Below are 25746 nucleotides of genomic sequence, written 5' to 3' on the forward strand. Positions count from 1 at the left end.
ATTCTCTCCTACCACGCGGGCCTGGCCTCGCCTGCCCGGCTCCAGGCGCTGCGCGCGGCCAACGCGCGGGGAGAGGTGATAGCCATGACGGGAACCACGGCACAGACAGCAGAGGGAGCAGCATGACCACAGCCACCTTCACCCTCGTCATGGTCCTCCCGCTGCCGGACGGGACACGGTCCTGGCCCGGCAAGCTCATGGAGGCCGTTCCCGGAATCGAGGTCCTCTGCCCCGAAGGCCCCGAGGACGTCGGTGCCGCGCTGGGCCGCGCCGACGCCGCGTACGGCACACGCCTGTTCGCGGCCGTTCGCCGCCGTTGACCGCACCGGCACTCGCCGTCGGCGCCCTGGCCTCGGCGATGGCCGGGCAGATCCACGACGAGACGAGCGAAGTCGCCTCGTTCCGCCTCGAAGGGACCAGCCTCTACGTCGCCTCCTACGAAGTGCGACCTCCAGCTGCCGGCTGGGCGACCGCGTCGAGGGCAAGTTCGTGGCCCACGACGGAAAGGTCGACATCGCCCTGTACGGGGTCACGGCGAAGCACAGCTGAGCACCATGCCGTGCGGCCGCGGTCAGCAGGAGGATGCCGGATTCCTCCTGGCCGTGGCCGCCGTTCCGGCCGTGCACCTGACGCGGGACCCGTCTCACAGGCGGGTCCCGTACGTATGCCTGCCACGCCTCATGCGCCTTCCGGCACCCCTTGCCGCGAGGGCCCGCCGTGCCCTGCCTCGCCACGTCCCATCCGACTCCACCCCATGCCATGTGACGGACGTCACGGTATGCGGGAGCCTTGTCTTCAGGTCATCATATGACCCGATCGCTGCCGAGGCCGGAGGCCGATTGCGCCTTCGGCCGGCACAGCAGGGCGGCGCTCCCCCATAGGCACGGCAAGGACGAGGAGGGGCATGAGCGACCAGGACAGGCCGGCACAGCCACGCGTGGGCGTGGTGGGGCTCGGGGCCATGGGACTCGGTATGGCTCGCAGCCTGCGGAAAGCGGGCTACGAGGTCGGGGTCCACGATCTGCGACCGGAGGTGGCCGAGGGCTTCGCCCGCGACGGCGGGACGGCGTTCGCCTCCCCCGGCGACCTGGCGGCCGCGGTGGACGTCGTGGTCGGTGTCGTGGTCAACGCGGCCCAGGTCGAGTCGGTGCTGTTCGGCGCCGACGGGGCCGCCGCCCGGCTCCGCCCGGGGGCCGTCTTCGTGATGTGCTCCACGGTCGACCCGGGCTGGTCCGCTGAGCTCGGGGGACGGCTGGCCGAGCGGGGTGTGCTCTACCTGGACGCCCCCATCTCCGGTGGTGCCGCGCGCGCCGCGGCCGGAGAGCTGACCATGATGACGTCGGGCTCCGCCGCGGCGTACGCGGTCGCCGACCCGGTGCTCGAGGCCATGAGCGCCACGGTCTACCGCCTGGGTGAGCAGGCCGGCCTCGGTTCCAAGGTCAAGATCGTGAATCAGTTGCTCGCGGGTGTGCACATCGCCGCCGCGGCCGAGGCGATGGCGCTGGGTCTGAAGGCCGGTGTGCCGGCCGAGGCGCTCTACGAGGTCATCACGCACAGCGCCGGCGATTCGTGGATGTTCGAGAACCGGATGGCCCATGTGCTCGCCGGTGACTACACGGCCCTCTCCGCGGTCGACATCTTCGTCAAGGACCTGGGGCTCGTCCTCGATTCCGCACGGACGGAGCGGTTCCCGCTCCCCCTGGCCGCCACGGCTCATCAGATGTTCCTCCAGGCGTCGGCGTCGGGTCTGGGTGCCGAGGACGACAGCGCGGTCATCAAGATCTTCCCCGGGGTCGACCTGCCGCAGCCGGCGGAGGCCTGAGATGGGAATCCGACTCGGCTGCATCGCCGACGACTTCACCGGCGCCACGGACCTGGCCAACAACCTGGTGCGCGCGGGCATGCGCGTGGTCCAGCTGATCGATGTGCCGCCCGGCGGCGCCGAGGAACCGCTGGACGCGGACGCCGTGGTCATCGCGCTCAAGTCGCGGACGGTTCCGGCCGCCGACGCCGTCGAGGCATCGCTGCGGGCCCTCGCCTGGCTGCGGTCCGCGGGCGCCGAGCAGATCTACTTCAAGTACTGCTCCACCTTCGACTCGACACCGGCCGGGAACATCGGGCCGGTCACCGAGGCCCTGATGGACGCGCTCGGCACCGACTTCACGATCGCCACGCCCGCGTTCCCCGACAACGGGCGCACGGTCTTCAAGGGCCATCTCTTCGTCGGCGACGTGCTGCTCAGCGAGAGCGGTATGCGCCATCACCCGCTCACCCCCATGACCGACCCCAATCTCGTCTCGGTCCTGGGTGCGCAGACCACACGGGCGGTCGGCCTGATCGACCACACGGTCGTCGGCCGTGGTGCCGAGGCGGTCCGGGCCCGGACCGACGAGCTGCGCGAGCAGGGCACCGGGATCGCCATTGCCGACGCCGTCTCCAACGAGGACCTGGTGCGTCTCGGCGCGGCGGTCCGGGGGCTGCCCCTGGTGACCGCCGGTTCGGGCCTGGCCATCGGGCTGCCCGCGAACTGGGGCTTCACACCGACCCCCGCCGCCGCACAGCTGCCACCACCCGGCGGCCACCGGGCCGTCATCTCCGGATCGGTCTCCACCGCCACCAACCGCCAGGTCCTGGAGTTCCTGCGCGCCGGCCGGCCCGCGTTCAGCGTGGATCCGCTGCGTATCGCGGCCGGTGAGGACGTGTCCGGTCAGGCCCTCGCCTTCGCCGAGTCCCACCTGTCCGACGGTCCTGTCCTCTTCTACTCCACCGAGACGCCCGAGGCGGTCCGCACTGTCCAGAGCAAGCTCGGCGCCACCGAGGCCGGCGAACTGGTGGAGCGGACCCTGGCCCGCGTGGCCCAGGGCCTCGTGGAGCGCGGTGTCCGACAACTCGTCGTGGCGGGCGGCGAGACCTCGGGAGCGGTCGTCCGGGCGCTCGGCATCACCGGACTGCGGATCGGACCGCAGATCGACCCCGGTGTGCCCTGGTGCGCGACGCCGCTTCCCGGCGGGGACACGCTCCACATCACCCTGAAGTCCGGCAACTTCGGTGGCCCCGCGTTCTTCACCGACTCGTTCGCCCTGCTCGACCGGGAGGTCTCATGACCGAGTTCCTCGACGCCGCCGTGGACGAGGCGTGCGACGAGATCGTCCGGGTGGGCACGAGCCTGTTCAACAGGGGCTATGTGCACGCCAGCGCCGGGAACATCAGCGCCAGGGTGGGCGACCGCCATCTGATCACACCCACCGACGCCGCCCTGGGTTTCCTCGAGCGCGACCGCCTCGCGCTGGTCGACGCCCAGGGTGAGCAGATCGCGGGCGACCGCGCGAGCAAGACCCTGACGCTCCATCGACGCATCTACGCGGCCGACCCCACGGCCCGCTTCGTCATCCACACCCACTCCACCCACCTGGTCGCGCTCACCTTGGCCGGTGTGTGGAGCCAGGACGACGTGCTCCCGCCCATCACGCCCTACTTCGTGATGAAGGTCGGGCACGTTCCGCTCATCCCCTACCACCGCCCCGGCGACCCGCGCGTGGCCGACCTGGTGACCGCCCGGATCGCCGACCACCAGGCGAGCCGCACGCCGATCAGGGCCGTCCTGCTCGACCGGCTCGGCCCCGTGGTCTGGGGCCCGGAGGCGGCCGCCGCCCTCGCCGTCCACTTCTGCTTCGTGATGGGCCAGTACGCCCTGACCTTCGTTCCTGGCCGCGCTCGCTGCGGACGAACGCCGCGAGCGCCACTGGCACCTGGTCATCCCGAGCCTCATGGGCGCCGTCGGATTCTCGCTGTCCGCCGTCTGGAACGGCTCGACCGCGCTGTCCCCGACCGCACTGTCCATCGCCGCGGCCGGGGTGCTGACCTGCGCTCCGCTGTTCTGGTCGCTCCCCACCGCGTTTCTGAGCGGCACCGCCACCGCGGCGGGCCTCGCCATGATCAACTCGGTGGGCAACCTCGTCGGCTTCGTCAGCTCCTACATGACCGGCGCGCTCAAGGACGCCACCGGCTCGGCGTCGATCCCGATGCACGTCCTGGCGTTCAGCCTGGTCGTCGGCGCCGCCGCGGTGCTCACCGCCAAGAAGCACATCGTCAACCGCTGACCGGGACGGTCCCGGCCCGAACGCAGGAGCCAGCATGCCGAGGTTCGCCGCGAACCTGTCCACGATGTACACCGAACACGACTTCCTCGACCGCTTCGCCGCGGCGTCGGCGGACGGCTTCGAGGCCGTCGAGTACCTCTTCCCCTACCCGTACGACGCCACCGAGCTGCGCCGCCGGCTCGACGACCACGGTCTGAGGCAGGTGCTCTTCAACGCGCCTCCCGGCGCGTGGGAGTCCGGCGAGCGCGGGCTCGCGGCGCTGCCCGGCCGCGAGGCGGAGCTGCGCTCCGGGGTCGAGCGGGCACTGGAGTACGCGGCGGAGCTCGGCAGCCCACGGGTGCACATGATGGCCGGGCTGGTGGGGCCCGCACAGGACCCGGCCGAGCACCGCGACACCTACCTGGCCAACCTCGCCCGGGCCGCGGAGCGAGCCGCCGCGGCGGGCGTGGACATCCTGATCGAGCCGATCAACGGCCGCGATATGCCCGGGTACTTCCTGAGCCGGCAGGCCGAAGCGCACACCGTGGTACGGGAGGTGGGGGCCTCGAACCTCAAGGTGCAGCTCGACCTCTACCACTGCCAGATCGTCGAGGGCGACCTCACCACGACCCTGCGCCGCGACCTGCCCACCGGCCGGGTCGGCCATCTGCAGATCGCGGGCGTGCCCGATCGCCATGAGCCCGACCGGGGCGAGCTCGACATCCGCCATCTGTTCGGCGTCATCGACGAGCTGGGCTTCGACGGGTGGATCGGCTGCGAGTACATCCCCCGCGCCGGCACGAGCGAGGGGCTCGGCTGGCGAGACGACTACCGAGGAGAGAACGCATGAGGATCGTCATCACGGGTGGCTTCGGCTTCCTGGGACAGCGGGTCGCCGCCGCACTGCTCAGGACACGGACGTTCCGCGGTGTGCCGATCGACCGGCTGGTGCTCGCCGACCGTGTCGTGCCGTCCGGTTCGGCAGCGGCCGACCCCCTCGTGGACGTCGTACGGGGCGACCTGGTCGACCGGCTCGACGAGGTGTTCGCGGAGCGGGTGGACGTGCTGATCCACCTCGCCTCCGCGGTCTCGGCCGAGTGCGAGGCCGACTTCGACCTCGGTATGAGCGCCAATGTGGACACGACGCGTGCGCTGCTCGAGGCCGCGCGGGCGCAGTCGGCGGCCGGGGGGCCGACGCCGCGGGTGGTGTTCTCCAGCAGCGTCGCCGTCTACGGATCCGACCCCGCGCTGCCGCTGCCACCGGTCGTCAGCGAGTCGACCCTGCCCACACCGCGGTCGAGCTACGGGATCCAGAAACTCGTCTGCGAGCAGCTGATCGCGGACTACACCCGCCGCGGTTTCCTCGACGGGCGCGTCGCCCGCCTGATGACCGTGTCGGTACGGCCGGGCAAGCCGAACGCGGCCGCCTCCGGCTTCCTGTCCGGCATCATCCGCGAGCCGCTCGCGGGCCTCCCGGCGATCTGCCCGGTCCACCCCGAGCTGAAGGTGGCCCTGGCCTCGCCACGGCGCACCGTCGAGGGCATCCTGCGTGTCGCGGAAGCCGAGCGCGGCGCCGGGCCGGGCCGGATCGACGGCGGGGTTCCGGTCAACCTTCCGGCGCTCACGGTCTCGGTCGCCGACATGTTGAGCACGCTGCGGCAGGTGGCCGGGGACGCCGTCGCCGACCTGGTGACGACCGCGCCCGATCCCGGCGTCGAGGCCCTCGTGGGCTCGTGGCCCGCCGCGTTCGACAACGCGCGCGCCGCCGCCCTCGGGCTGGCACCCGACCCGGACTTCGCCTCGGTGGTGCGCGACTACCTCGAAGACCACGCCGAGGCGGTCGTGGACGGTGCGCACTCTTAGCGGCCGGGGCGACCAGGACGGTGCCGATAAACTGAAGACCATGTTCTCCAAGGTGAGCGGTCCCGTGCGGCTCGCGGATCGGGTCGCGGCGATACTCTCGGAAGAGATCGAGTCCGGGCGGCTGGCCGAGGGCGACAAGCTCCCGACCGAGGTGGCGCTGGTCAAGCAGCTGGGCGTCAGCCGCACCGTCGTACGCGAGGCCGTGTCCCGGCTCCGTAACGCGGGCCTGGTCGAACCCCGGCAGGGGCTCGGTGTGTTCGTGATGCCGCGGCGCACCCGGCCGCTCGACCTGGAGGCCGAAACCGCCGAGGACACCGAGTCCAAGGTGCGGCAGATCGTGGAGGTGCGCCGCCCCATCGAGGGCGAGGCGGCGTACCTCGCGGCCACCCGGGCCACTCCGGCCGGCCTCGCCCGGATGCGTCAGGCCCTGGAGGCCATCGACGCGGCGGTGGCGGCCGGAGGCGATGGCGTGGACGAGGATCTCGCCTTCCACCGCTCCATCGCCGAATCGACCGGAAATCCGGTGATGCTCTCGACGCTGCGCTACCTCGGCGAGGTGCTGCGCAGCGGAATCCGCGTCACGCGCGCGAACGAGGCGCGGCGCGGTGACTTCCTCGAAGCGGTCCGGGACGAGCACCATGACATCCTGGCCGCCATCGAGGCCCGCGACGCCGAGGCGGCGCGCGACGCGGCGCTGCTCCACCTGAGGCATGCGGCGTCCCGGCTGCAGGACGCGGACGAGGGGTTCTGGACCGAGGCCGAGAAGCTCGAGGTGGATCTCGACGCCGCTCCCTGAGACGCGCTCCTGAGGCGTCTCCCTGAGGCGACTCGCCGAGACCCAATGTGCGGCGCGGGCCGCTCATCGGCCCGGCGGTGGCGTGGTGGGCTCGGTGGGTCCGCCGGCCGCGGCCTTCGCGTAGCGGCGGGCCAGGTGGGCGAAGGCGTCCTTGAGCTCAGCCGGCCCGATGACCTCGATGTCGGCGTCGAACCTGCCGATACTGGCGGCCAGTCCGGGCCATGACCACGCGCCCAGGACCAGCCGGCAGCGGTCCGGGCCGAGTTCTTCCACGACTCCGTCCCGGGTGTAGGTGGACACGACGGAGGCGGGGAGGTCGAGGACGACCTCCCCGAGGCAGGGCCGGCCGCCGGTGCCGTCGGACCCCTGGAATCTGCCGGCGACGAAGGCGGCCACGTCCCCTCCGGGCAGTTCGCGCGGGGTGAAGCGGGGCCCTGTGGGGGTACGCGGGGTGATCCGGTCGACGCGGAAGGTGCGCCAGTCGTCGCGGTCGAGGTCCCAGGCGAGGAGATACCAGCGCCCGCCCCTGGTGACGAGGTGGTGCGGCTGCACCCGGCGCGGCGCGGTCGCGGCGGGATCGGCGCGGGCGGCGGTTTCCGGTGGGGAGACGGGGTCGTAGTCGAAGCGCAGTACTTCGCGGGCGCGGACGGCCGCGCTGAGGGTCATGAGAACGCCCGGGGCGACCTGCGGATTCGGCCGGGTCCCCGGACCGTCGACGGCGGTGACCTGGAGGGCGTCGACGCGATGGCGCAGCCGTGCGGGCATGACCTGCCGGACGGTTACCAGCGCACGCACCGCCGCCTCCTCGATTCCCGCTCCGGTGACGGCGGCGGTCTGCAGCGCCACGGCGAGGGCCACGGCCTGGTCGTCGTCGAACAGCAGCGGCGGCAGTTCCATGCCGGCGCCGAGCCGGTAGCCCCCGTCGGGGCCCTTGATGGCCGCGATGGGATAGCCGAGCTCGCGCAGGCGGTCGACATCGCGGCGCACGGTGCGCGGGCTGACCTCCAGCCGCTCGGCGAGCAGCTGCCCCGGCCAGTCCCGGCGTGTCTGCAGCAGGGAGAGCAGTGACAGCAGTCGCGCTGATGTCTTCGGCATGACATCCATTCTGCCCCGAGAAGCGGCCACACCCTGTCCTCTACCCCTGCGACCGTTGTCCCTGTCAGACAACGGGAACGACAGAAGGACCCCCTCACTGTGACCACCACCACGCCCCCCACCACGCTCGACGGCGAGCGGGCCGATCTGCTCGCCGAGCTAGCCGCCGCACGATCCGCCCTGACCGCCACGGTGCGCGGGCTCGGCGACGAGCAGGCCGGCCAGCGCCCGACGGCCAGCGCACTGTGCCTGGGCGGGCTGATCAAGCACGTCGCGGCCATCGAGGAAGGATGGCTGCGCTTCGTCCTCGAAGGCCCTTCGGCGCTGCGCTACGACCTGCCCGACGGTGTCACCTGGGCCGACCTCGCGGCCGGTACGGCACGTGAGATCCCGCAGTGGGCGATCGACAACCAGAACAACTTCCAGATGCTGCCCGGTGAGACGCTGGCCGGAATCCTCCAGCGCTATGAGCAGGTCGCCGCCCGGAGCGCGGAGATCATCACCGCCGTCCCCGACCTGTCGGCGGCACACCCGCTGCCGGAGGCGCCCTGGAACGAGCCGGGAGCGGCACACAGCGTGCGCCGGGTGCTGATGCACGTCATCGCCGAGACCGCCCAGCACGCCGGGCACGCGGACATCATCCGCGAGTCGCTCGACGGGCAGAAGTCCAGCTGACCGCTGCCTGATCTCCCCCGGAACCGGGCCGGTGACGGCCGTCACCGGCCCGGTTCCGGAACCCAAGAGCCAAGGAACCGAAGGGAACGGCGCGACCGTGAAGACGCGTGAGCTGGGGCGGACCGGTATTCAGGTCAGCCCCTACTGCCTGGGCACGATGATGTTCGGCCAGGTGGGCAACCCCGATCCCGACGACTGTGTCCGGATCATCCATCGGGCGCTGGACTCGGGCATCAACTTCGTTGACACCGCCGATGTGTACGGACCCCACGGGATGTCCGAGGAGATCGTGGGCAAGGCCCTGAAGGGCCGGCGCGACGACATCGTGCTGGCCACCAAGGTCAACGGCGCGATGGGTGAGGACCCCAACCGTGGCGGCAGTTCCCGGCGTTGGATCACCGCCGAGGTCGAGCACTCGCTGCGCCGCCTGCGGACCGATCACATCGACCTCTACCAGATGCACCATCCCGACCCGCGCACCGACATCGAGGAGACGCTCTCCGCCCTGACCGACCTGGTGCGCAGCGGCAAGGTGCGCGCGATCGGCGCCTCCAACCTCCCTGCCTCGGAGATCGTCGAAGCGCAGTGGGTCGCCGAGCGGCGCGGATTGCAGCGCTTCCGCACCGAGCAGCCCACGTACTCCCTCCTCAACCGCGGCATCGAGCGCGAGATCCTGCCCGTCTGCCAGCGGTACGGCATGGGCACGCTCGTGTGGAGCCCGCTGGCGATGGGCCTGCTCACCGGCCGCTACCGCAAGGGCGGGCCCCCGGCGCGGAACGCGCGGATGAACTGGGTGCCCCGGCATCTGACCGACGAGCGCAAACTCGACGCCGTCGAGCGGCTCATCCCGCTGGCCGAGGAGGCCGGTCTGTCGCTGACCCATCTGGCGATGGCCTTCGCCATCACCCACCCCGCCGTCACTTCGGCCATCATCGGGCCGCGCACCATGGAGCAACTGGAGGATCTCCTGGCCGGGGCCGCGGTCACCCTCGACGACGACGTCCTCGACCGGATCGACCAGATCGTGGCACCCGGAACCGACATCGGCCCGCTCGATGTGTCCTACACCCCGCCGGCCGTCGAACGCGGGGCACTGCGGCGGCGATCGGCCGACGAGCGTGCCGCGGTGACACGATGACCGTTCTCGGCAACCGGGCGCTGGGCCGCGCCACGCTCGCCCGCCAGCTGCTGCTCGATCGCGCCGACGTACCGGTCCTCGACGCCGTCGCGCACCTGTGCGGCATGCAGGCACAGGAGCCGCAGGAGCCGTTCATCGGGCTCTGGTCGCGGCTGCGCGCCTTCGACCCGGCCGTCCTCTCGGACCTGCTGAGCGCGCGCGGCCTGGTACGGACCCACCTCATGCGCCGTACCGTCCACTTGCTCACGGCCGAGGACATCCTGGCCTGGCGGGCCCGCCACGAGACCATGCTGCGCCAGCGGGTGCTCGGGACCTACCGCCGCGAGCTCGAGGGGATAGACCTCGACGAACTGGCCGCCGCGGGCCGGGCGGTGATGGCCGACGGTGAGCCCCGCTCGATGGCCGAGCTGGTGGGGGCGCTCGCCGCGCGCTGGCCCGCCCCGCCACCGCGGGCACTGGGCGAACTGCTGATCGCCGCCCTTGTCCCGGTGGCGCAGACGCCGCCCCGCGGGCTGTGGCGCGCCAAAGCGGGAGTGCGCAACGTCCTGCTCTCCTCCTGGCTGGGGCGACAGCCGGACCCGCCCTCCCCCGATGGTGCCGACCTCGTCGGCCAGGCGCTGGTACGGCGCTATCTGGCCGCCTTCGGCCCCGCGGCCTCAGCCGATCTGCGCGCCTGGTGCGGCCTCGCCGGACTCCCGGCCGCGGTGTCCGGGATACGGGAGGAACTGGTCAGCTTCCGCGATGAACGCGGCCGCGAGCTGTTGGACCTCCCCGGCGCGCCACGTCCGGACCCCGACACACCCGCGCCGGTGCGCTTCTTGCCCGCGTTCGACAACGCGATCCTCGGCTACCACGACCGCGGCCGGATCATCGACGACGCCCATCGGGGTCTTTCGGTCGCCGGGGAGCGCGTGGTGCTGGTGGACGGCCGAGTGACCGCGACCTGGAGCGTCGACACGGGCACCGTGGTCGTCACCCCGCTGGGCCTCCTGTCCCAAGCCGACCGCACCGCCGTCGCCGAGGAGGGGCGGGAAGTGGCGTCGTTCCTCTCCGACGGCGAAAGCGACCGCGTGCGCGTCCCTCCAGGTTGAGCGGTTCCCCGCGTCTCCAGGTTGAGCGGTTCCGTGCACCCGCCGCGTGCGAGTACGCCCCGCGCCCCCGGTCAGGGAGTGGGGTCCTCCTGGGGCATGGATGCGGTCCGGCCGTCGGGCGCGGGGTCCGCGGCCGGCGCGGAACGGGCACGGGGGCGGGCGAAATGGCGCATCATCGGCATCTCGACACCGCGCCACAGCAGCAGCGACACCGCCACACACAGCGCCGACACCACGAGGGACAGCGCCGTGGCGGTCACCGTGTCGAAGGTCCGCTGGTCCAGTCGCACCCGGATCGCGTACAGCACCGGGAAGTGGACCATGTACAGCGCGAACGACGCCTCACCCAGCACCACCAGGCCCCGGCGCCCCAGCCAGTTCCCGCGCCCCTGAACATCACGGGTGGCGATGACCGGGATCAGGGCGGCCACCGGCAGACAGGTGGCCGCTCCCCATACGTACTCCTCCGGCAACTGCGGCCGCGCCGCGAAGACTCCCGCCAGGGCGAGCAGCGGCCAGCGCAGCCGCAGCGTCGGCCAGCGGTCCAGCTGGACCGCCCGGGCGAGCACCACCCCGAGGGTGAACTCCAGCAGCCGTACCGGCGGGAAGAAGTAGATCAGCCACCACCGCTCCGTCGAGAGCGGCGACCAGCTCCCCGGCGCCGCCTCGTCGGTGACGGCCATCGCCACCAGCGGCATCGTCACCACCAGCCCCGCCACCAGGGCGATCACCGGCCAGAGCAGCCGCGCCGGTAGCGCATGCACCGGCCGGATCAACAGGGGGAAGAGGAGGTAGAAGAACGCCTCGCACGAGATGGACCAGGTGACCGGATTGACACTGCTGAAATCGGCCATGTCCGGGACCCAGGCGTGCACCAGCAGCAGATTCCGGACCGCCTCCCCCAACCCCGGATCCGGTACCGGAAGCAAGGCGGCGGTGCCCGTCACCATGAGCAGGCCCAGCATCAGGGTCCAGGTCACCACATGGTTGGGGAAGATCTTCACCAGTCGGCGGCGCCAGAACCGGAGGGCGGTGTCGGTCGGAGACGCGTTCCACGCCAGTACGAAACCACTGAGGAGGAAGAAGGAGGAGACCGCCGCCGCGCTCGCCATGGACGAGGCATCGGCGGCCTCATAGACCCCCTGGTCCTCGAAGAATCTGCCCAGCGTCAGCACATGGCCCGCCAGCACCACCCCGGCCAGCAGAAAGCGAAGACCCGTCAACGACGGCAGCCGATCGCCACGAGGTAACACACCGCCCACAGGAGACCCCTCCCCAAACGACGCAGGCACAGCACCCACGAGCCTGCCCGTCGCACCGCCCCGGCCCCAATACCGCCCCCACGGGAACATCCAGGCGAACACCACCACCCGCAGCAGGACCTTGCCGGTCCTTCACGGTGGACCGGGCTACCCGAGTGATCCGCTGTTCGAGGGATTCGAGCCGCTTGCCCGGGCACATGAGGTCATCTGGTGCACGCATCGAAGCGCGCTCATAGCCACGATCCGTCGACCGGCCTCTGATCGCCGGGTGACTCAGCCGCGTGGGCCCGGCGTGCGCAGGAAGTCCGCGAGCGCCTCCAGCAAGCGGTCCACGTCCTCGGCGCTGTTGTAGGGGGCCAGGCCGATGCGCAGGCCGCCGGTGTCGCCCAGGCCCAGCCTGCGGGATGCCTCTACCGCGTAGAAGGAGCCGGAGGGGGCGTCGACGCCGCGGCTCGCGAGGTGGCGGTAGGCGTCGGTGGTGTCGCGGCCGTCGATGGTCAGCAGCACGGTCGGGGTGCGGTCCGCCGCGCGGGAGTGGATGGTGATCGGGTCGAGGGCGGCCAGGCCCTCGTCGATGCGCCGGCGAAGGGTGGCCTCGTACTGTTCGAGGGCCGTGAACGACGAGGCCAGCCGCTGCCTTCGGCTGCCTTCGGCGCCGGGGGCCAGGGTGGCGAGGAAGTCGACGGCGGCGCGGGTGCCGGCGAGGAACTCATAGGGCAGGGTGCCGAATTCGAAGCGCTCGGGGACGGCGTTCGTCGAGGGGAGCAGCTTGTCCGGGGTCAGGGTCTCCAGGAGTTCGGGCCGGCCGGCCAGGACGCCGAGGTGGGGGCCGAAGAACTTATAGGGGGAGCAGCAGAAGAAGTCCGCTCCGAGCTGCTGGATGTCGACATGGGCGTGGGCGGTGTAGTGCACGCCGTCGACGTAGAGCAGCGCCCCGGCCGCGTGCACCCGCCGGGAGATCTCCGGGATGGCCGGGCGGGTGCCGATCAGGTTGGAGGCGGCGGTGACCGCGACCAGCCGGGTGCGGTCGCCGAGCTGGGCGCTGATGTCGTCGGGGGTCAGTTCGCCGGTCGCGGGGTCGAAGTCGGCCCAGCGGACGGTGGCGCCGACGGCTTCGGCGGCTTGGATCCAGGGGCGGATGTTGGAGTCGTGGTCCAGCCGGGACACCACGACCTCGTCCCCCGGTGACCAGGTCTTGGCGAGGGTGCGGGAGAAGTCGTAGGTGAGCGCGGTGGCGCTGCGCCCGAACACGACCCCGGCCGGGTCGGCGCCGAGCAGATCGGCCATGGCCTGCCGGGCCGACTGGACGAGGGCCTCGGAGTTGCGCTCCCCCGCGGTGAGCCGGCCTCGGTTGGCCAGCGGGTTGGCCAGCGCGTCGGTGATGGCCTCGATGACGGGGAAGGGGGTCTGGGTGCCCCCGGGGCCGTCGAAGTGGGCCGATCCGGCCTTCAGTGCGGGGAACTGTGCGCGGATGGCGCTGATGTCGTATGCCACGAGCGACTCCTTGCCGAGGGGTGACCAGGGCGATCTTATGCAGGCACCGGTGCGGAACGGCAGGGGGCGGGGTGGGGCCGCCGCGCCGGGGAGAGGTGTTCCGGCGCCCGGACAGCCACCCTGATTGAATCTGTACGTATGGGGATGAATCACCCTCCTCTTCCGCCGTGCGGGACCGGGACGCGGAAGGCGGTGGCGCCGACGTGAGCAGCGAGGCTCCTCCCCCGCCCGAGCGACCGAAAGGGCGGGGCAGACGCGCTCGGCGTGGTGTGACCGGCGGCTCTGCGGGGCGTGCCTCGCGGGCGGTGGCGCGCGCCCGCCGCTCCGGCTCCGCGACCCTGGCGGCGGCTGTGCGCCGGGCGGGGGACGAGGGCGGGCGGGTCCATCCCGGGCTGCGTCTGGCCACCGCCTACACATGGCGTCTGATGGTCATCGGGGTGGCCGTCTATCTGGCGTTCTCAGTGCTGGGGCAGTTCGAGTTCGTCGCGGTCGCGGTGTTTCTCGCGCTGGTGGCCACCGCCTTGCTGCGGCCGCTGGCCGATCTGCTGGCGCGGGTGCTTCCGAGACCGCTGGCGGTGGCGCTGGCGGTGTTCGGCACGCTGTTCGTGGTGATGGGGCTGCTGGCGCTGGTGGGGAACGCGGCGGCCGCGGAGGCGGGCCGGCTCGTGGGTGAGCTGCGCGGCGGGATCGGCCGGATCGAGCGGTGGCTGGAGGGGCCACCGTTCCATGTCCGGCGCGGCGTGCTGTCGGGGACCCACGACAAGGTCACCGCATTTGCCTCGCGGCATCGCGCGACGCTGATCAGCAGGGCGCTCAGCAGCGCGGGGCGGGTCGTGGAGGCGGGCACGGCACTGTTCCTGGCCCTGTTCTGTTCGGTCTTCTTCATCCATTCCGGGGACCGGATGTGGCGGTGGTTCCGGGGCCAGCTCCCCGAGCGCGCCCGGTCTCCGTGGGACCGGGCGGCGCGGGCGGCGTGGACCACCTTCGCCGGATACACCCGGGGCATCATCGTCGTGGCGGCCTCCAACGCGGCCCTGGTCGGTATCGTCCTGTCCCTGCTACGGGTGCCACTGGCCCTGCCGCTGACCCTGCTGGTGTTCTTCGCGACGTTCGTTCCGCTGATCGGCTCGCCGATCGCGCTGGCGGTGGCGACGGTGGTGGCTCTGGCCGGGCGGGGTCCGGCCATCGCGGCCGCGGTGCTGCTGCTGATCGTGGCCGTCGGTCAGTTCGAGGGCCATGTACTGCATCCGCTGGTGATGAGCTGGGCGGTACGGCTCCATCCGGTGGTGGTGGCGATTTCGGTCATCGCCGGAAGCATCGTCGCGGGGGTGATCGGGGCGGTCGTGGCGGTGCCCATGGTGTCCGTCGCCTGGTCGGTGACGCGGGCGCTGCGCCGCCGACCGCCCGACGAGGTCTGACCTGCGCGGGGCCGAAACACCCCACGCGCAGGCGACCGTGAACGCACCCACCTAAATGGCATCTGAGATTCGCATTCAGCTAATATGGCGCCATGCGGCTGACGAAGTCAACGGACCTGGCACTCCGCACGATCATGCGGCTGGCGGTCACCGGAGCCGAGCCCTGCACTGCCCGGCAGGTCGCCGGGGAGATGCAGGTGCCCTACAGCCACCTGGCCAAGGTGGCGGCCCGGCTGCAGCACCTGGGCCTGATCGAGACACGGCGCGGTCGGGGCGGTGGGCTGGCGCTCACCGCGACCGGGCGCACCGCCTCGGTCGGCCAGCTGGTCCGGGAGTTCGAAGGGGTCGGCGATGTCGTCGACTGCGAGGGGGATGTGCCGTGTCCACTGCGGCAGGGGTGCCGGCTGCGCATGGCGCTGCGCCGGGCACAGGAGGCGTTCCTCACCTCGCTCGATCCCCTGACGGTGGACGATCTGGTGGCGTCCCCGACCGGCCCGGTGCTGCTGGGGCTGGTCGGGCGCGCACCGGGTGGGTCCCCGTGAGGCCGCCCCGTCCAGGGTGCGCACCCCGGGCCCCGTCCCCCTGAGCCGTGATGCCACGGAGGTCGCCATGCCTGCTTCACTCACGCCACAGAATACGAATCTGAGATACCAGTTAGGCCCGCTCATGCTCTCCCAGAAGTCCGCCGAGACCGTCCGCGCCACGCTTCCCGCCGTCGGTCAGGCCATCGGCACCATCGCCGACCTGTTCTACCGGAGGCTCTTCGCGGCCCACCCCGAACTGCTGCGGAATCTGTTCAACCGGGCCCACCAGGCCGCGGGCACGCAACGGCAGGCTCTCGCGGGCGCGATCGCCGCGTTCGCCACCGCCCTCGTGGAGCGGCCCGGCGTCCGCCCCGACGCCCTGCTGAGCCGGATCGCCCACAAGCACGCCTCGCTCGGGGTGAGCGCCGCACAGTATCCGGTGGTCCACCGTCATCTGTCCGCCGCCATCGCGGAGGTGCTCGGCGACGCGGCCACCGAGGAGGTGGTCGCCGCCTGGGACGAGGTCTACTGGCTGATGGCCAACTCCCTCATCGAGACCGAGCGGCGGCTGTACGCGGAGCAGGGAGTGCTGGCCGGGGGGACCTGGCGGCAGTGGGAGGTGATCGAGCGGACCCGGGAGACGGCGGATGTGGTCACCTTCCGGATACGACCGGCGGACGGCCGCCCCGCCCCGGCGTTCCGAGCGGGCCAGTACGTCTCGGTGCAGGTGGAACTGGCCGACGGTGCGCGGCAGATCCGCCAGTACAGCCTGACCAACGCCCCCGACGCCACGGTGCGCACCTTCTCCGTCAAGCGCGTGGACGCCGGCGAGGACCCGGCCGGTGAGGTCTCCGGCCATCTGCACGACCACGTCCACGAGGGCGATGCGCTCACCGTCTCCGCACCCTACGGCGACATCGTGCTCGACGCCACGGACACGCCACTGCTGCTCGCCTCCGCGGGAATCGGCTGCACCCCGATCGTGGCCATGCTGGAGGAGCTGGCGGCCGGAGGCCATCAGGCCCCGGTCATCGCCGTCCACGCCGACCGCTCCCCCGCCGACCACGCCCTGCGCGCCGACCAGGAGCGGCTGGTCACCAAGCTGGCACAGGGCACCGCCCACGTCTGGTACGAGCGGCCCGAGGGCGACTGGCCGGCCGAGCGCACCGGCCATGTCGACCTGTCCGGGATCGGGATCCCGGACGGCGTCCAGGCGTATCTGTGCGGGCCGCTGCCCTTCATGCGAACGGTGCGGACCCAGCTGCTGGAGCGCGGTGTACACCCCTCCGCGATCCACTACGAGGTCTTTGGACCCGATCTGTGGCTGCCACGGGGCGACGGCGAGGGGCACTGACGCCCGCCCCGCATGATGTTGGCCGGATGAACTCGAATGGCCCAGGGGACGGTCGCTTTCACCCCGGGGAACGTGGGACCGTACGGACACGGGTTCTGTCCGTTCCGTACGCAACCATGCGGAATGTTCCGTCCGGTACCCCCACATCGACGAGGAACCATGGATCGCGAAAAGATCACTCTCAGCGGCGCTCAGGAGACCTTGCTCGCCACGCTGTACGGCAGGGCGGTCGACAGCCGTTCACCGGACTCCATCCTGCACGACCACGCGGCCCGCGAGGCGGTGGAGCGTGTGGCCTACGACTTCGGCAAAACGGGGATGACGGACACGACGGCCGTCGGCATCGCCCTGCGGGCCAAACAGCTCGACGACTGGGCCATGGAGTTCCTGGCCGAGCATCAGAAGGCGACCGTGCTCCATCTCGCCTGCGGTCTCGACACCCGGGTGCAGCGCCTCGACCCGCCCTCGTCGGTGCGCTGGCTCGACATCGACTACCCCGAGGTGATCGATCTGCGCCGGAGGCTGCTTCCCGAGCCGTCGGGGAACTACGAGATGGTCGGCACCTCGGTGACCGATGAGGCGTGGCTGCGCGAGGTCCCCGACGACCGGCCCACCGTGGTCGTCGCCGAGGGGCTGACGATGTATCTGCGCAAGGAGGACGGCAAGCGGCTGATCCAGCGGATCACCGAGCGGTTCCCCAGCGGCCAGCTGCTCTTCGACGTCTACGGGCCGCTGGGCATCCGGCTCCAGAAGATGGTCCCCGCGGTGCGCAACGCGGGCGCCACACTCCACTGGGGTCTGGACGACCCCCATGAGGTCGAGGCCTGGCACCCGGGGCTGACCTGTCTGGACGCGGTGCGCAGCGTGGACATGCCGGGGGTGGAGAAGATGCCCACCTCCGGCCGGATGAGCATGCGGGTGATGGCCCATCTGCCCGGCTTCCGGGATGTGGGCCGGATCCTGCGCTACCGCTTCTAGCGGACCGCTGCGAGAGCCCTTGCCCGGCACCCGGCACCGGGCAAGGGGCTTTCTGGCCGCTCGCACTCCGGTCCGGTTTTGCGATCTTGTCGCGCCACCCGGCTGGAGCAGCCCTGGGCTTCCGCCACCCGCGTGCACAGCAGGGTGGCGATGAACGGCGCCGTGCCGGAAAAGAGGACGGCGGTGGTTTCGCGGGCCAGGTCCAGGCCGGTGCAGCGGACTTCGGCGGGCAGCAGCTCGGAGAAGAACGAGCCCGCCGGGCCGAAGATCATCGAATTGAGCATGCCGGCGAACCCGAGGATCACGGCCATCACGATCAGTGGCGTCGCCTTCGTGCCCGCCAAGAGCCAGAACGGTCCGGCGAACACGGCGATGGCCAGACCGCCGGCGGTGATCAGCGGGCGCCGGCCGAGCCGGTCGCACAGCCGGCCACAGGACGGCACGCCGAAGATGGAGACGGCGGAGGCGACGGTGATGGCGATGACGGCCACGTTGTCCGGCGGCCCGAGTTCCTGGTGGGGGTAGGCGGGCGCGCGTGCTCCTTCGCACGGCAGGTGCCCTGCCAAGGTGTTTCGGCTCAGCCGACCTCCTGGTGAGCGGACCGCACACCAGGTGTGCATATGTTGCACAGCAGTGGGCACGAGGAGGGCCATCCCGGTGACGGACGCAAGGAAGGTCTGATCACCCGATGAGGGCCGGACGGCCATGTGATCGCTATTTGATGCCCACCAGCATGGAGTAGCCGTCCGTCAGCGGTTCGATCCGGCTACTGCGGAATCCCGCCTCCGTCATCCAGGCGCGGCCGTCGGCGGCCGTGTACTCGAAGCCGGACCGGGTCTCGATGAGCATGTTCAGGCTCGCCAGCAGACCGAAGGTGTTCTCCTTGCGGCCGTCGTCGATGATGGCGTCGTAGACGAGGACCGCTCCCCCGTCCGGCAGTGCGTCGTACGCCTTCTTCAGCAGCAGCCGCTTCTCCTCCAGGCCCCACCCGTGCAGGATCTGGCCCAGCACGATGACATCGGCCCCGGGCAGGTCGTCGGTGAAGAAGTCGCCCGCGTGGAAGGTGAGCCGGTCCTCCAGTCCGAAGGACGCCACGTACTTCGCGAAGACGGGCCGCACCCGGGGCAGCTCGAAGACGCCGCCGGTCATGTGCGGGTGACGCTGGGCCACCGCCACCGGAAGGCAGCCCACCGCTCCCCCGACGTCCAGCACCGTCCGGTAGCCGGCCCAGGGGAACCGCTCGGCTATCACCAGCGCCTTGCCCATGCTGAGCCCGGTCATTCCGTGCAGGAATCCCTCGAGGCCCTCCTGGTCCCGGTAGATGGCGTCGAACACGTCGCCGCCGTGCTTGTGCTCGTTCTGCGGTTCGCCGGTTCTCAGGGCCTCGGTGAGCGACCCCCAGAAGGGATACAGCCGGCTGTTGGCCATCTCCAGGATGCCGCCGACATAGGTGGCCTTCTTACGGTCGAGAAAGGTGTCGGCGGACGGGCTGTTGCGGTACACGCCCCCGGAACGCTCCAGGAATCCGAGGGCGACCAGCGCGTCGAGGAAGTCGGCGGCGCCACGCGGATGCAGCCCGAGGGCCCCGGCCAGGTCACCCCCCGTGCGGGGGCCCTCCGCGAGCTGGGAGAAGAGATCCAGTTCCACCGCGGTGAGCAGTGCCTTCGACGCCATGAAACCGAGCCCGACCTGAAGTATGGGCTCGGGGCTGATCTCGTGCCGCATTGGGCTACCTCACTGTTTCCCCGGATGTGCGGTCTCACCGCACCTGACCGTATTTCGACCTCCTTACGCTACCGTGCCGTTGCCCCCTACACGGGTCGCCGCCGGATCGCCGGACGAGAGCCGCGGCCCACCCCATCCCACCGCGCGAGCCCGCCCATGGGACGCCATCCAAGATGGCGAACTCCCCCTTGTCCTGCGTGATTGTCGGGCATGCGCATCCAGACTCTTGACACTGGCCGCGACAGCCCTCCATCCGACGAATGACACCTGGACGACGATCCGTCAGACTCGGCCGGCGGCCGCTCGGCCTTCTCGCGGCCGCCGCCCTCGACGCGGCCACGCCGGTCGCGCGGCTCACCGCTGGTCGGCAACGGCACCGTCGCCCCGGACAACGGCGGCCGTGACTACCGGGGCGCCCCGCTCTACCGCGGCCGCCCCGATATCGGCGCCGTCGAGGGCCCGCCGGGCGGAGCCCGGGCCGGCCACGGCCGCGCTTGACCTTGTCGTAGCGGCAGGGTTTCTACTGGCACCATGCGCATCGGAGAGATCGCCGCGCTGGTCGGAGTCACCTCCCGGACCGTGCGGCATTACCACCACATCGGCCTGCTGCCCGAGCCCCAGCGGCGGGCCAATGGTTACCGTGTCTACGGCCTCAGGGACGCCATCCTGCTGGCCCGGATCCGGCGGCTGACCGAGCTCGGGCTCGCCCTGGACGAGGTGCGGGACGTCCTCGCGGACGACGCCGGGCGCGAACTGACCGAAGTGCTGGGCGAGTTGGATGCCGACCTCGCGCGCCAGGAACACGAGATCCAGCAGCGCCGCAGGGTCCTCAAAACCCTTCTGGAGGACCCGCTCACGCCGGACGCACCGCTCTCCCCCGCGCTCATGGAGCTCCTGAAGGTCGCGCCCGCCACCTCCTCGCCGGCCGCCGCCAAGGACCGCGAGCACCTGATCCTGATGGACGGGATCGTCGGCGGGGACGCGGTGTACGCGGCGCTCCGGCCGCTGGCCGAGGACCCCGCCATACTTCCCCTGTACGAGAGGCTGGACGAGCTGGACGGGGCCGAGGAGGACGATCCGCGGATCGCGGCGCTGGCCGACGACCTCGTCGCCGCCGTACCGGACGAGCTGCTGGAGGCCATCCCGGAGGGCGGCCCCACGGCGACCGGCTTCGAGCAGGCGCTTCTCGCCGACTACTCACCCGCCCAGGCCGCGGTGGTGCGCCGGGTGATGGAGAAGCTGACCGCCCAGCTGCGCGACAGGAGGGCGTCATGAGTTCTCCGATCGCACGGGCGGCGGCGTGGCTGAGGGGCGCGCTGCGCAGCCTGCTCCCGGTGGCCGTGTACCGGCTCCTCGCACACGAGATCCGGTCCCTGCACAGCCTCGCCCTGTGGGTGCTGCGGCGCCGCCACCAGATCCCCGATGGGGCGCTGGCCGTCGCCTACACCGGGCCCCAGACGGCCATGATGTACGGGATGCTGTTCGTCTCGGTCGTCGAGACGGTCGCGCTGGCGATGGTGATCCCATGGCCGGCCGTGCACGCGGTCCTGCTCGTCATCGATGTGTACGGGGTGGTGCTGATCCTCGCCCTGCACGCGGCCTGCGTGGTGCGGCCGCATGTCGTGGGGTCCGACGGCTCGGTGCGCGTACGGTACGGCGCGCTGTTCGACCTGCGGGTCCCGGCCGCCGCCATCGCCACCGCCCGGGTCGACCGGCGCTATCCCGACGGGCGGCTGGTGCGGGTGAGCGCGGACGGGGTGCTCGACCTCGCGGTGGGCAGCCAGACCACGGTGACGGTGGAGCTGACGGAACCGGTGAAGTTCGTGCGACCGCTGGGCGCGGAGGGCTTCGCCCGCACGCTGCGGTTTCACGCGGACGATCCGCGGGAGGCGGTCGCCGCGCTCACCCGGGTTCGGACGGATGCCGACTGAGAGCCGTCAGGCCGATGCGCTGATGAGCTCGTCGGTGACCCACCGTGCGACATCGGCGGGGTAAGGCGCCGCCAGGCCGAGGATGATGTGCTGGAAGCCCGCGTCGATCGCCTCCGTGATCGCGGCCCGGGTGACACCGGGCTGATCGTAGGAGACGGGCAGGACGATCGAGCGGGTGATCGCTGCGGGGTCGCGGCCGATCTCGGCGCAGTAGCGGTCCAGCAGTGCGCTGCGGTTGACGGCGTCGCCGATCTCGCCGCCGGGCATGTTCCACACGTCCGCGTGCTCGGCGACCACGCGCAGCGTGGCGGACGAGCGTCCGCCGATGACGATCGGAGGGTGGGGGCGCTGGACGGGCTTGGGGTTGCCGAACGCACCGGTGAGCTGGTGATAGGTGCCGTGGAAGTCGAACGGCTTCTCCTCGGTCCATAGCCGCCGGATCAGCGTGCAGGCTTCGGCGAGGCTGCCCACGGCGTGCGCGGAGTCGTGGAAGGGCAGGCCGTGTGCCGCGTACTCACGCCGGGCCAGGGGGTGGCCGGGTCGTGAGCCGACGCCGATGCCGAACTCCAGCCGACCGTCGGAGACGACGTCGACGGTCGTGGCGATCTTGGCCAGCATCGCGGGCGGCCGGAACCTGTTGCTGGTCACCAGCAAGCCGAGCCGGAGCCGGCGGGTGTGGGCGGCGAGGGCCGTCAGCAGCGTCCAGCCTTCGTAGGCCGGTCCGTCCGGGTCGCCGCCGATCGGCATGAGGTGGTCGAAGAGCCATGCGTGCTCGATCTCCGGGATCGCGTCCGCCTCGCGCCAGACCCGAAGGACGTCGTGGTAGTCGACCTGCATGGGGGCGGTCATGATCCCGAAACGGGGCGGGGGTGTGTGTGACATGGAGCCGTCGGTCCTTTCGGCACCGGCAGCGGCACCTGGAGCGCGCTGCCGAGGTTCAAGCGGAACAGCTTCTGGCCGGCCAACTTCCGGAAGGATACGGAGGCGTGGTGGCCATGTGCGGCGTGGTCGCCGGGTCCCTGCTCTGACAACACAAGGAAACGGAACGTCGCTCCGGAAACGATACGGAACGCCGTTCCGGTTGGCAAGTCCGGAGGCGGACCGAGCGGCGCGGCGAACGACGGCGACAAGGGCGCGGGGCTCACAACCCGGCCCAGGCGGGCGGACGACCGCGCCCGATTTCTGAGTACCTTCTGAGTATCCGGACGGATGCGCGGACCGCCGCATCCGCCGATCCTTGTCCGCATGAGTGAGACACCGGTCAAGCAGCAGAGCACGGCCGCGTTCTACGGTCAGGCGGTCGCCTCCTTCGCCGTCGCCATGGCCGCCACCGCCATCGGTATCTTCCAGCTGAGCGCCGACGCCTGGGTGCGCGGCTTCCTGGCCATCTCCGTGCTCTACCTGGTGACGTCCGCCTTCACCCTGGCCAAGGTGATCCGGGACCGGCAGGAGGCCGGGCAGATCGTCAGCCGGGTCGACCAGGCACGGGTGGACAAGCTGCTCGCCGCACACGACCCCTTCGAAAAGCTGTGAACGCCTTCGGGCCGCCCGCCACTACGCGTCGACGACAAGCCCTTTGGCCTCCAGCACCTCGGCCGGCCGGCTGGCCTCGATCACGCTCTCACCGACGCGGTAGTCGGCGATATACGCGTCTTCCGCCTCGACACGCGCCCGAGACGTGCGGATGACGTCCGGCACGTCTTCGCGGCGCACGACGACGACACCATCGGCATCCGCGCGCACCACGCCTCCCGGGCGGAGGAGTCGGGCGGCCAGGTCATCACTGTCGCCATGAGGCCCCGGCCCGTCCTCTGGACAGCCGGATCGCCACCCGCCTGGTCCTACGGGACGTCTACGGCCATCGGGGGATGCTCGACCTCCGCGTCCTGGTCGCGGATCCCCTGCTGTGGCATGAGCTGGATCCCGGTGCGCGGCGCTCCCTCGAACGCGGTACGTCGCGGCACGGCACGGAGATCCTGCGGCTGCTGGGCCGGCGCCTCGACAACACGGCCACCCGGGGGATCCTCGGGGCGTCCGGCTTGGAGTAGGCGGGGCGCGCGCGGACCGTACATGACCGGGCCACCGATCGCGCCTATGGCGGCGGCAGATCACCACGCAATGCCCGCAGATGGGCACTGCGGACGTCGGCGGTCTGCCCCTGCACCACCAGAAACAGACCCTCCCGGGCCAGCCGTTGCGCGGGGCTGCCGAGACCGAACGCCCGGCCGCCGCCCGCGACGATCGCCGCCGTGGTGGCGGCGCGCAGCACGTCGTAGGCCCGGGTCTTCACCGCGAGCCGGTCCGCCAGGCACTCCCCCGCCGGAACCTCGTCCACCAGCGCGTACGCCTCCCGGCGCACCTCACGCAGCCGCTCGCCCAGCACCTGCGCCGTCTCCTTCGCCTCCGCGTCCCCGGCGGCCTCCAGCAGGTCCAGGGCCGCGCCGGCCACGCCGAACACGGCCGGGTTGGGGTTGGTGTTCTTCGGCCGGTCCGCGACCGCCCACTCCTCGTAGGGACGGCTCCAGACCACGGCCTCCTCGGGCACCACCAGGCCGTCCAGCTCCAGGCCGACTGTGCGGGTGCCGGTCAGCGCGGCGAGCTGGAGCTGCGGTGTGGGGCGCAGACCGGGCTGCTCACGGGCGTCCGCGAAGGCGAACAACGCCTCGCCGTCGTCGGTGACCCCGGCGAGGAGCATCACGTCGTTCAGGCCCCAGCCGGTGTACCACGGCACCCGGCCGTCGAAGCGCCTGCCGCCCGGGACCCGGGTGACCCGCACCGGCTTGCGTGGGTAGGCCCGCAGATGGGAGAAGGCGATACCGGACAGCAGCGTGCCGTCGCACAGCGGCCGCAGCAGCCGCTCGCGCGCCGGGGAGTCGGCGGCGGAGAGCATCCTGACCGGGCTGTGGTGCTGAGCCTGCACAAAGTAGGTGGAACAGCAGGCCCCGGCGAGGATTTCGGCGATCTCACGGGCGACCGTGTCCGGCGCCTGCACCCCGCCGTACGCCGCCGGCCCGCCCACCCCGAGCACCCCGGATCTCTTGACCTCGGCGATCGTGGCCGGGGAGACGCCCGTGCGGTCGGCGGACTCGGCACCGGGCGCCAGCACCTCGTCGGCGAGGCGCCGGGCCGCCTCGATCAGCGTCGGGGCCGGGGCGGTCATGACCGCTCCTTTCGTTGGCTCGTCGGCGTGTGCGATGTCCTGCGGCGTCGAGCAGCTTACGCGTGAGCGTCGGAGTGGCGGCCGGCCTGGTCGGCGCGGCCGTGGCGCTGTTCGCGCTGCCTGGCCGCGCTACCGGGGCGACGGCGCCCGAGCCGGAGTCCGAGGAAGCGGGACAGCCGGGATCACAGCGGGGCGCGGAGTGAGGACCGGCCCTCCCGCCAGGCGCCCAGAAGCTCCCCGGCGAGGCGGTCTTCCAGGAACACGGTGGCATCGACGCCGAACGCCACGTCCGCGGCCAGTCCCGGTTCGCGCTCCAGGAGCTCGTCGATCACCCCATGGCGTACGACCTGCTCGTGGACGGCGTCGGCCTCCACATGTTCGGTGTAGAAGAACACCGCCGCCTCGCCCGCACCGAACCGTCGCAGTGCCTGGGCCAGCCGGTCGGACGCGGGTGAGGAGGTGATCTCGACCGTCGCGAAGTGTCCCACCAGAGCGCCGCGCAGCGCCCTGTGCAGCCCCAGCAGCGACATCATGTTGACCACTGCCAGCATCCGCGCCGAGGTGGCGTCCAGATAGCGGTTGTACGTGGGATCCAGAGCCAGGTCGGTCATCAGATCGGCGAACAGCTCCGCATGCACCCGGTCGCCGCGCCCGGCCCCGAACTCGTCGTACTCCACCGCCGCCATCGCCGCCTTGGCCTGGCCGCGCAGTCGCGGAATGACCCACACATGCGGGTCGGCCTCCTTGAGCTGGTACAGCGACCGATGCGCGATGTACTCACGCAGCTGCCACAGCTCGCCCTCGTCCCGGAGGTAGTGCGACACTCCCGTTCCGTCGGCCGGCTCCACCAGCAGCTCGGCCACGGCGGTGTCCGGGTCGTCGTGGGTGGTGGCATCGGAGCGCAGCGCAGCCAGAAAGCGGTGCTCCAGTGCCTGCCGTACCCGGAGCAGATCCGGGTCCCACTCCCACGCGTCATCCGCACCGGAAAAGCTCTGGTAGTGGAGTTCGTAGCACACGTACAGCGCGAGCTGCAGATCATCGCCGTAGGGATCGGCCTCTTGGAGCGACGGGCCGATGGGCAGTGTCGCGCCGCCGGGCTCCCGTACCAGGGCGTCGACGAGCGCGCCGGACACCTCTCCCCGCGCCGTGGGCAGGGGCATCAG

The 25746-nt window shown here is 71.5% G+C and carries 28 protein-coding genes and 1 pseudogene; 20 read left to right on the plus strand and 9 right to left on the minus strand.

What is annotated here, in order from left to right; translation table 11 throughout:
* Positions 1-122 precede the first annotated feature (122 nt).
* From AS97_RS02070 to AS97_RS02105, 8 genes and pseudogenes are all read left to right on the plus strand, one after another.
* On the plus strand, positions 123-320 hold the full coding sequence (locus AS97_RS02070; protein WP_059146376.1) for a hypothetical protein: 198 nt from the start codon (positions 123-125) through the stop codon (positions 318-320).
* Positions 321-904: 584 nt separating this feature from the next.
* Positions 905-1822: an L-threonate dehydrogenase gene (gene ltnD, locus AS97_RS02075; protein WP_059146378.1), complete on the plus strand. Its 918-nt coding sequence runs from the start codon at positions 905-907 to the stop codon at positions 1820-1822.
* 1 nt (position 1823) lies between these two features.
* Positions 1824-3104 carry a 3-oxo-tetronate kinase gene (gene otnK / locus AS97_RS02080; RefSeq protein WP_059146379.1) on the plus strand — a complete coding sequence of 427 codons (1281 nt, stop codon included), beginning with the start codon at positions 1824-1826 and terminating at the stop codon, positions 3102-3104.
* A pseudogene (locus tag AS97_RS02085) lies at positions 3101-3604 on the plus strand (class II aldolase/adducin family protein); the annotation flags it as partial. The gene otnK and the pseudogene AS97_RS02085, both read left to right, overlap by 4 nt.
* A gap of 163 nt (positions 3605-3767) precedes the next feature.
* Positions 3768-4100, plus strand: a complete 333-nt coding sequence (locus AS97_RS02090; RefSeq protein WP_247204888.1) for a hypothetical protein — start codon at positions 3768-3770, stop codon at positions 4098-4100.
* Positions 4101-4134: 34 nt separating this feature from the next.
* Positions 4135-4929: a 2-oxo-tetronate isomerase gene (gene otnI / locus AS97_RS02095; RefSeq protein ID WP_210564234.1), complete on the plus strand. Its 795-nt coding sequence runs from the start codon at positions 4135-4137 to the stop codon at positions 4927-4929.
* The gene (denD, locus tag AS97_RS02100) at positions 4926-5942 is read left to right on the plus strand and encodes a D-erythronate dehydrogenase (protein WP_125760207.1); all 1017 of its coding nucleotides are present in this window, start codon (positions 4926-4928) and stop codon (positions 5940-5942) included. The genes otnI and denD overlap by 4 nt, the downstream gene beginning before the upstream one ends.
* Positions 5943-5982: 40 nt before the next feature.
* Positions 5983-6738 carry a FadR/GntR family transcriptional regulator gene (locus AS97_RS02105; protein ID WP_059146383.1) on the plus strand — a complete coding sequence of 252 codons (756 nt, stop codon included), beginning with the start codon at positions 5983-5985 and terminating at the stop codon, positions 6736-6738.
* Positions 6739-6801: 63 nt separating this feature from the next.
* Here AS97_RS02105 and AS97_RS02110 read toward each other — a convergent pair whose 3' ends face one another.
* On the minus strand, positions 6802-7833 hold the full coding sequence (locus AS97_RS02110; protein ID WP_185930086.1) for a WYL domain-containing protein: 1032 nt from the start codon (positions 7831-7833) through the stop codon (positions 6802-6804).
* Positions 7834-7932: 99 nt separating this feature from the next.
* On the opposite strand from AS97_RS02110, the gene AS97_RS02115 reads away from it, so the two are divergent.
* The 3 genes from AS97_RS02115 to AS97_RS02125 all read left to right on the plus strand — a co-directional run bounded on the left by AS97_RS02115 (position 7933) and on the right by AS97_RS02125 (position 10737).
* Positions 7933-8508 (plus strand): DinB family protein, encoded by a 576-nt coding sequence (locus tag AS97_RS02115; RefSeq protein WP_059146385.1) that lies wholly within the window; start codon positions 7933-7935, stop codon positions 8506-8508.
* A 97-nt stretch (positions 8509-8605) separates the two neighbouring features.
* Positions 8606-9646, plus strand: coding sequence for an aldo/keto reductase (locus AS97_RS02120; RefSeq protein ID WP_210564235.1), 1041 nt, complete (start codon positions 8606-8608; stop codon positions 9644-9646).
* Complete coding sequence (locus AS97_RS02125) at positions 9643-10737, plus strand: winged helix DNA-binding domain-containing protein (RefSeq protein WP_210564236.1); 1095 nt, start codon at positions 9643-9645, stop codon at positions 10735-10737. The genes AS97_RS02120 and AS97_RS02125 overlap by 4 nt, the downstream gene beginning before the upstream one ends.
* 71 nt (positions 10738-10808) lie before the next feature.
* Here AS97_RS02125 and AS97_RS02130 read toward each other — a convergent pair whose 3' ends face one another.
* Together AS97_RS02130 and AS97_RS02135 are read right to left on the minus strand one after the other, a co-directional pair.
* On the minus strand, positions 10809-11960 hold the full coding sequence (locus AS97_RS02130; RefSeq protein WP_210564237.1) for an acyltransferase: 1152 nt from the start codon (positions 11958-11960) through the stop codon (positions 10809-10811).
* A 312-nt stretch (positions 11961-12272) separates the two neighbouring features.
* Positions 12273-13493 carry a cysteine desulfurase-like protein gene (locus AS97_RS02135; RefSeq protein ID WP_125760204.1) on the minus strand — a complete coding sequence of 407 codons (1221 nt, stop codon included), beginning with the start codon at positions 13491-13493 and terminating at the stop codon, positions 12273-12275.
* 338 nt (positions 13494-13831) lie between these two features.
* Here AS97_RS02135 and AS97_RS02140 point away from each other — a divergent pair, with 338 nt between their 5' ends.
* From AS97_RS02140 to AS97_RS02155, 4 genes are all read left to right on the plus strand, one after another.
* Positions 13832-14911: an AI-2E family transporter gene (locus tag AS97_RS02140; RefSeq protein ID WP_247204756.1), complete on the plus strand. Its 1080-nt coding sequence runs from the start codon at positions 13832-13834 to the stop codon at positions 14909-14911.
* 92 nt (positions 14912-15003) lie between these two features.
* Entirely contained in the window at positions 15004-15453 is a 450-nt protein-coding gene (locus tag AS97_RS02145; RefSeq protein ID WP_059146389.1) for an Rrf2 family transcriptional regulator, read from the plus strand.
* 124 nt (positions 15454-15577) lie between these two features.
* Positions 15578-16789, plus strand: a complete 1212-nt coding sequence (locus AS97_RS02150) for a globin domain-containing protein (protein ID WP_059146390.1) — start codon at positions 15578-15580, stop codon at positions 16787-16789.
* Between the two features lie 159 nt (positions 16790-16948).
* Complete coding sequence (locus tag AS97_RS02155) at positions 16949-17767, plus strand: class I SAM-dependent methyltransferase (RefSeq protein WP_059146391.1); 819 nt, start codon at positions 16949-16951, stop codon at positions 17765-17767.
* Here AS97_RS02155 and AS97_RS02160 read toward each other — a convergent pair.
* On the minus strand, positions 17764-18474 hold the full coding sequence (locus tag AS97_RS02160) for an MFS transporter (RefSeq protein WP_349017577.1): 711 nt from the start codon (positions 18472-18474) through the stop codon (positions 17764-17766). The genes AS97_RS02155 and AS97_RS02160 overlap by 4 nt on opposite strands.
* A 7-nt stretch (positions 18475-18481) precedes the next feature.
* Positions 18482-19492 (minus strand): methyltransferase, encoded by a 1011-nt coding sequence (locus tag AS97_RS02165; RefSeq protein WP_210564239.1) that lies wholly within the window; start codon positions 19490-19492, stop codon positions 18482-18484.
* A gap of 531 nt (positions 19493-20023) precedes the next feature.
* Between AS97_RS02165 and AS97_RS02170 the strand changes: the two genes are divergently transcribed.
* Both AS97_RS02170 and AS97_RS02175 read left to right on the plus strand, forming a co-directional pair.
* Entirely contained in the window at positions 20024-20767 is a 744-nt protein-coding gene (locus AS97_RS02170) for a MerR family transcriptional regulator (RefSeq protein WP_210564240.1), read from the plus strand.
* Complete coding sequence (locus AS97_RS02175) at positions 20764-21423, plus strand: hypothetical protein (RefSeq protein WP_059146395.1); 660 nt, start codon at positions 20764-20766, stop codon at positions 21421-21423. The genes AS97_RS02170 and AS97_RS02175 overlap by 4 nt, the downstream gene beginning before the upstream one ends.
* 6 nt (positions 21424-21429) lie before the next feature.
* Here the strand turns inward: AS97_RS02175 and AS97_RS02180 are convergent, their stop codons facing one another.
* Positions 21430-22305 (minus strand): LLM class flavin-dependent oxidoreductase, encoded by an 876-nt coding sequence (locus tag AS97_RS02180; protein WP_059146396.1) that lies wholly within the window; start codon positions 22303-22305, stop codon positions 21430-21432.
* A gap of 363 nt (positions 22306-22668) precedes the next feature.
* On the opposite strand from AS97_RS02180, the gene AS97_RS02185 reads away from it, so the two are divergent.
* On the plus strand, positions 22669-22956 hold the full coding sequence (locus tag AS97_RS02185) for a YiaA/YiaB family inner membrane protein (protein ID WP_059146397.1): 288 nt from the start codon (positions 22669-22671) through the stop codon (positions 22954-22956).
* A 21-nt stretch (positions 22957-22977) separates the two neighbouring features.
* Here AS97_RS02185 and AS97_RS02190 read toward each other — a convergent pair whose 3' ends face one another.
* Positions 22978-23166 carry a hypothetical protein gene (locus AS97_RS02190; RefSeq protein ID WP_059146398.1) on the minus strand — a complete coding sequence of 63 codons (189 nt, stop codon included), beginning with the start codon at positions 23164-23166 and terminating at the stop codon, positions 22978-22980.
* Positions 23167-23291: 125 nt separating this feature from the next.
* On the opposite strand from AS97_RS02190, the gene AS97_RS02195 reads away from it, so the two are divergent.
* Positions 23292-23471, plus strand: coding sequence for a hypothetical protein (locus AS97_RS02195; RefSeq protein WP_201724519.1), 180 nt, complete (start codon positions 23292-23294; stop codon positions 23469-23471).
* A 44-nt stretch (positions 23472-23515) separates the two neighbouring features.
* Here the strand turns inward: AS97_RS02195 and AS97_RS02200 are convergent, their stop codons facing one another.
* Positions 23516-24583 carry an acyl-CoA dehydrogenase family protein gene (locus tag AS97_RS02200; protein ID WP_210564241.1) on the minus strand — a complete coding sequence of 356 codons (1068 nt, stop codon included), beginning with the start codon at positions 24581-24583 and terminating at the stop codon, positions 23516-23518.
* A gap of 62 nt (positions 24584-24645) precedes the next feature.
* On the opposite strand from AS97_RS02200, the gene AS97_RS02205 reads away from it, so the two are divergent.
* A complete protein-coding gene (locus tag AS97_RS02205; protein ID WP_185929744.1) occupies positions 24646-24786 on the plus strand; it encodes a hypothetical protein in 141 nt (46 codons plus the stop codon).
* Here AS97_RS02205 and AS97_RS02210 read toward each other — a convergent pair.
* Entirely contained in the window at positions 24766-25743 is a 978-nt protein-coding gene (locus AS97_RS02210) for an iron-containing redox enzyme family protein (protein WP_210567117.1), read from the minus strand. The two genes, AS97_RS02205 and AS97_RS02210, sit on opposite strands and share 21 nt — an antisense overlap.
* Positions 25744-25746: the final 3 nt, after the last annotated feature.

Source organism: Streptomyces sp. AgN23, from assembly GCF_001598115.1.
GTDB classification, from domain to species: domain Bacteria; phylum Actinomycetota; class Actinomycetes; order Streptomycetales; family Streptomycetaceae; genus Streptomyces; species Streptomyces antimycoticus.

What these genes read in the sequence shown, in the direction of transcription:
- AS97_RS02070 (WP_059146376.1), top strand. Translation starts at nt 123, where the DNA reads ATGACCACAGCCACCTTCACCCTCGTCATGGTCCTCCCGCTGCCGGAC.
- ltnD (WP_059146378.1), top strand. Translation starts at nt 905, where the DNA reads ATGAGCGACCAGGACAGGCCGGCACAGCCACGCGTGGGCGTGGTGGGG.
- otnK (WP_059146379.1), top strand. Translation starts at nt 1,824, where the DNA reads ATGGGAATCCGACTCGGCTGCATCGCCGACGACTTCACCGGCGCCACG.
- AS97_RS02090 (WP_247204888.1), top strand. Translation starts at nt 3,768, where the DNA reads ATGGGCGCCGTCGGATTCTCGCTGTCCGCCGTCTGGAACGGCTCGACC.
- otnI (WP_210564234.1), top strand. Translation starts at nt 4,135, where the DNA reads ATGCCGAGGTTCGCCGCGAACCTGTCCACGATGTACACCGAACACGAC.
- denD (WP_125760207.1), top strand. Translation starts at nt 4,926, where the DNA reads ATGAGGATCGTCATCACGGGTGGCTTCGGCTTCCTGGGACAGCGGGTC.
- AS97_RS02105 (WP_059146383.1), top strand. Translation starts at nt 5,983, where the DNA reads ATGTTCTCCAAGGTGAGCGGTCCCGTGCGGCTCGCGGATCGGGTCGCG.
- AS97_RS02110 (WP_185930086.1), bottom strand. Translation starts at nt 7,833, where the DNA reads ATGCCGAAGACATCAGCGCGACTGCTGTCACTGCTCTCCCTGCTGCAG.
- AS97_RS02125 (WP_210564236.1), top strand. Translation starts at nt 9,643, where the DNA reads ATGACCGTTCTCGGCAACCGGGCGCTGGGCCGCGCCACGCTCGCCCGC.
- AS97_RS02145 (WP_059146389.1), top strand. Translation starts at nt 15,004, where the DNA reads ATGCGGCTGACGAAGTCAACGGACCTGGCACTCCGCACGATCATGCGG.
- AS97_RS02150 (WP_059146390.1), top strand. Translation starts at nt 15,578, where the DNA reads ATGCTCTCCCAGAAGTCCGCCGAGACCGTCCGCGCCACGCTTCCCGCC.
- AS97_RS02155 (WP_059146391.1), top strand. Translation starts at nt 16,949, where the DNA reads ATGGATCGCGAAAAGATCACTCTCAGCGGCGCTCAGGAGACCTTGCTC.
- AS97_RS02160 (WP_349017577.1), bottom strand. Translation starts at nt 18,474, where the DNA reads ATGGCCGTCCGGCCCTCATCGGGTGATCAGACCTTCCTTGCGTCCGTC.
- AS97_RS02165 (WP_210564239.1), bottom strand. Translation starts at nt 19,492, where the DNA reads ATGCGGCACGAGATCAGCCCCGAGCCCATACTTCAGGTCGGGCTCGGT.
- AS97_RS02170 (WP_210564240.1), top strand. Translation starts at nt 20,024, where the DNA reads ATGCGCATCGGAGAGATCGCCGCGCTGGTCGGAGTCACCTCCCGGACC.
- AS97_RS02175 (WP_059146395.1), top strand. Translation starts at nt 20,764, where the DNA reads ATGAGTTCTCCGATCGCACGGGCGGCGGCGTGGCTGAGGGGCGCGCTG.
- AS97_RS02180 (WP_059146396.1), bottom strand. Translation starts at nt 22,305, where the DNA reads ATGTCACACACACCCCCGCCCCGTTTCGGGATCATGACCGCCCCCATG.
- AS97_RS02185 (WP_059146397.1), top strand. Translation starts at nt 22,669, where the DNA reads ATGAGTGAGACACCGGTCAAGCAGCAGAGCACGGCCGCGTTCTACGGT.
- AS97_RS02195 (WP_201724519.1), top strand. Translation starts at nt 23,292, where the DNA reads ATGCTCGACCTCCGCGTCCTGGTCGCGGATCCCCTGCTGTGGCATGAG.
- AS97_RS02200 (WP_210564241.1), bottom strand. Translation starts at nt 24,583, where the DNA reads ATGACCGCCCCGGCCCCGACGCTGATCGAGGCGGCCCGGCGCCTCGCC.
- AS97_RS02210 (WP_210567117.1), bottom strand. Translation starts at nt 25,743, where the DNA reads ATGCCCCTGCCCACGGCGCGGGGAGAGGTGTCCGGCGCGCTCGTCGAC.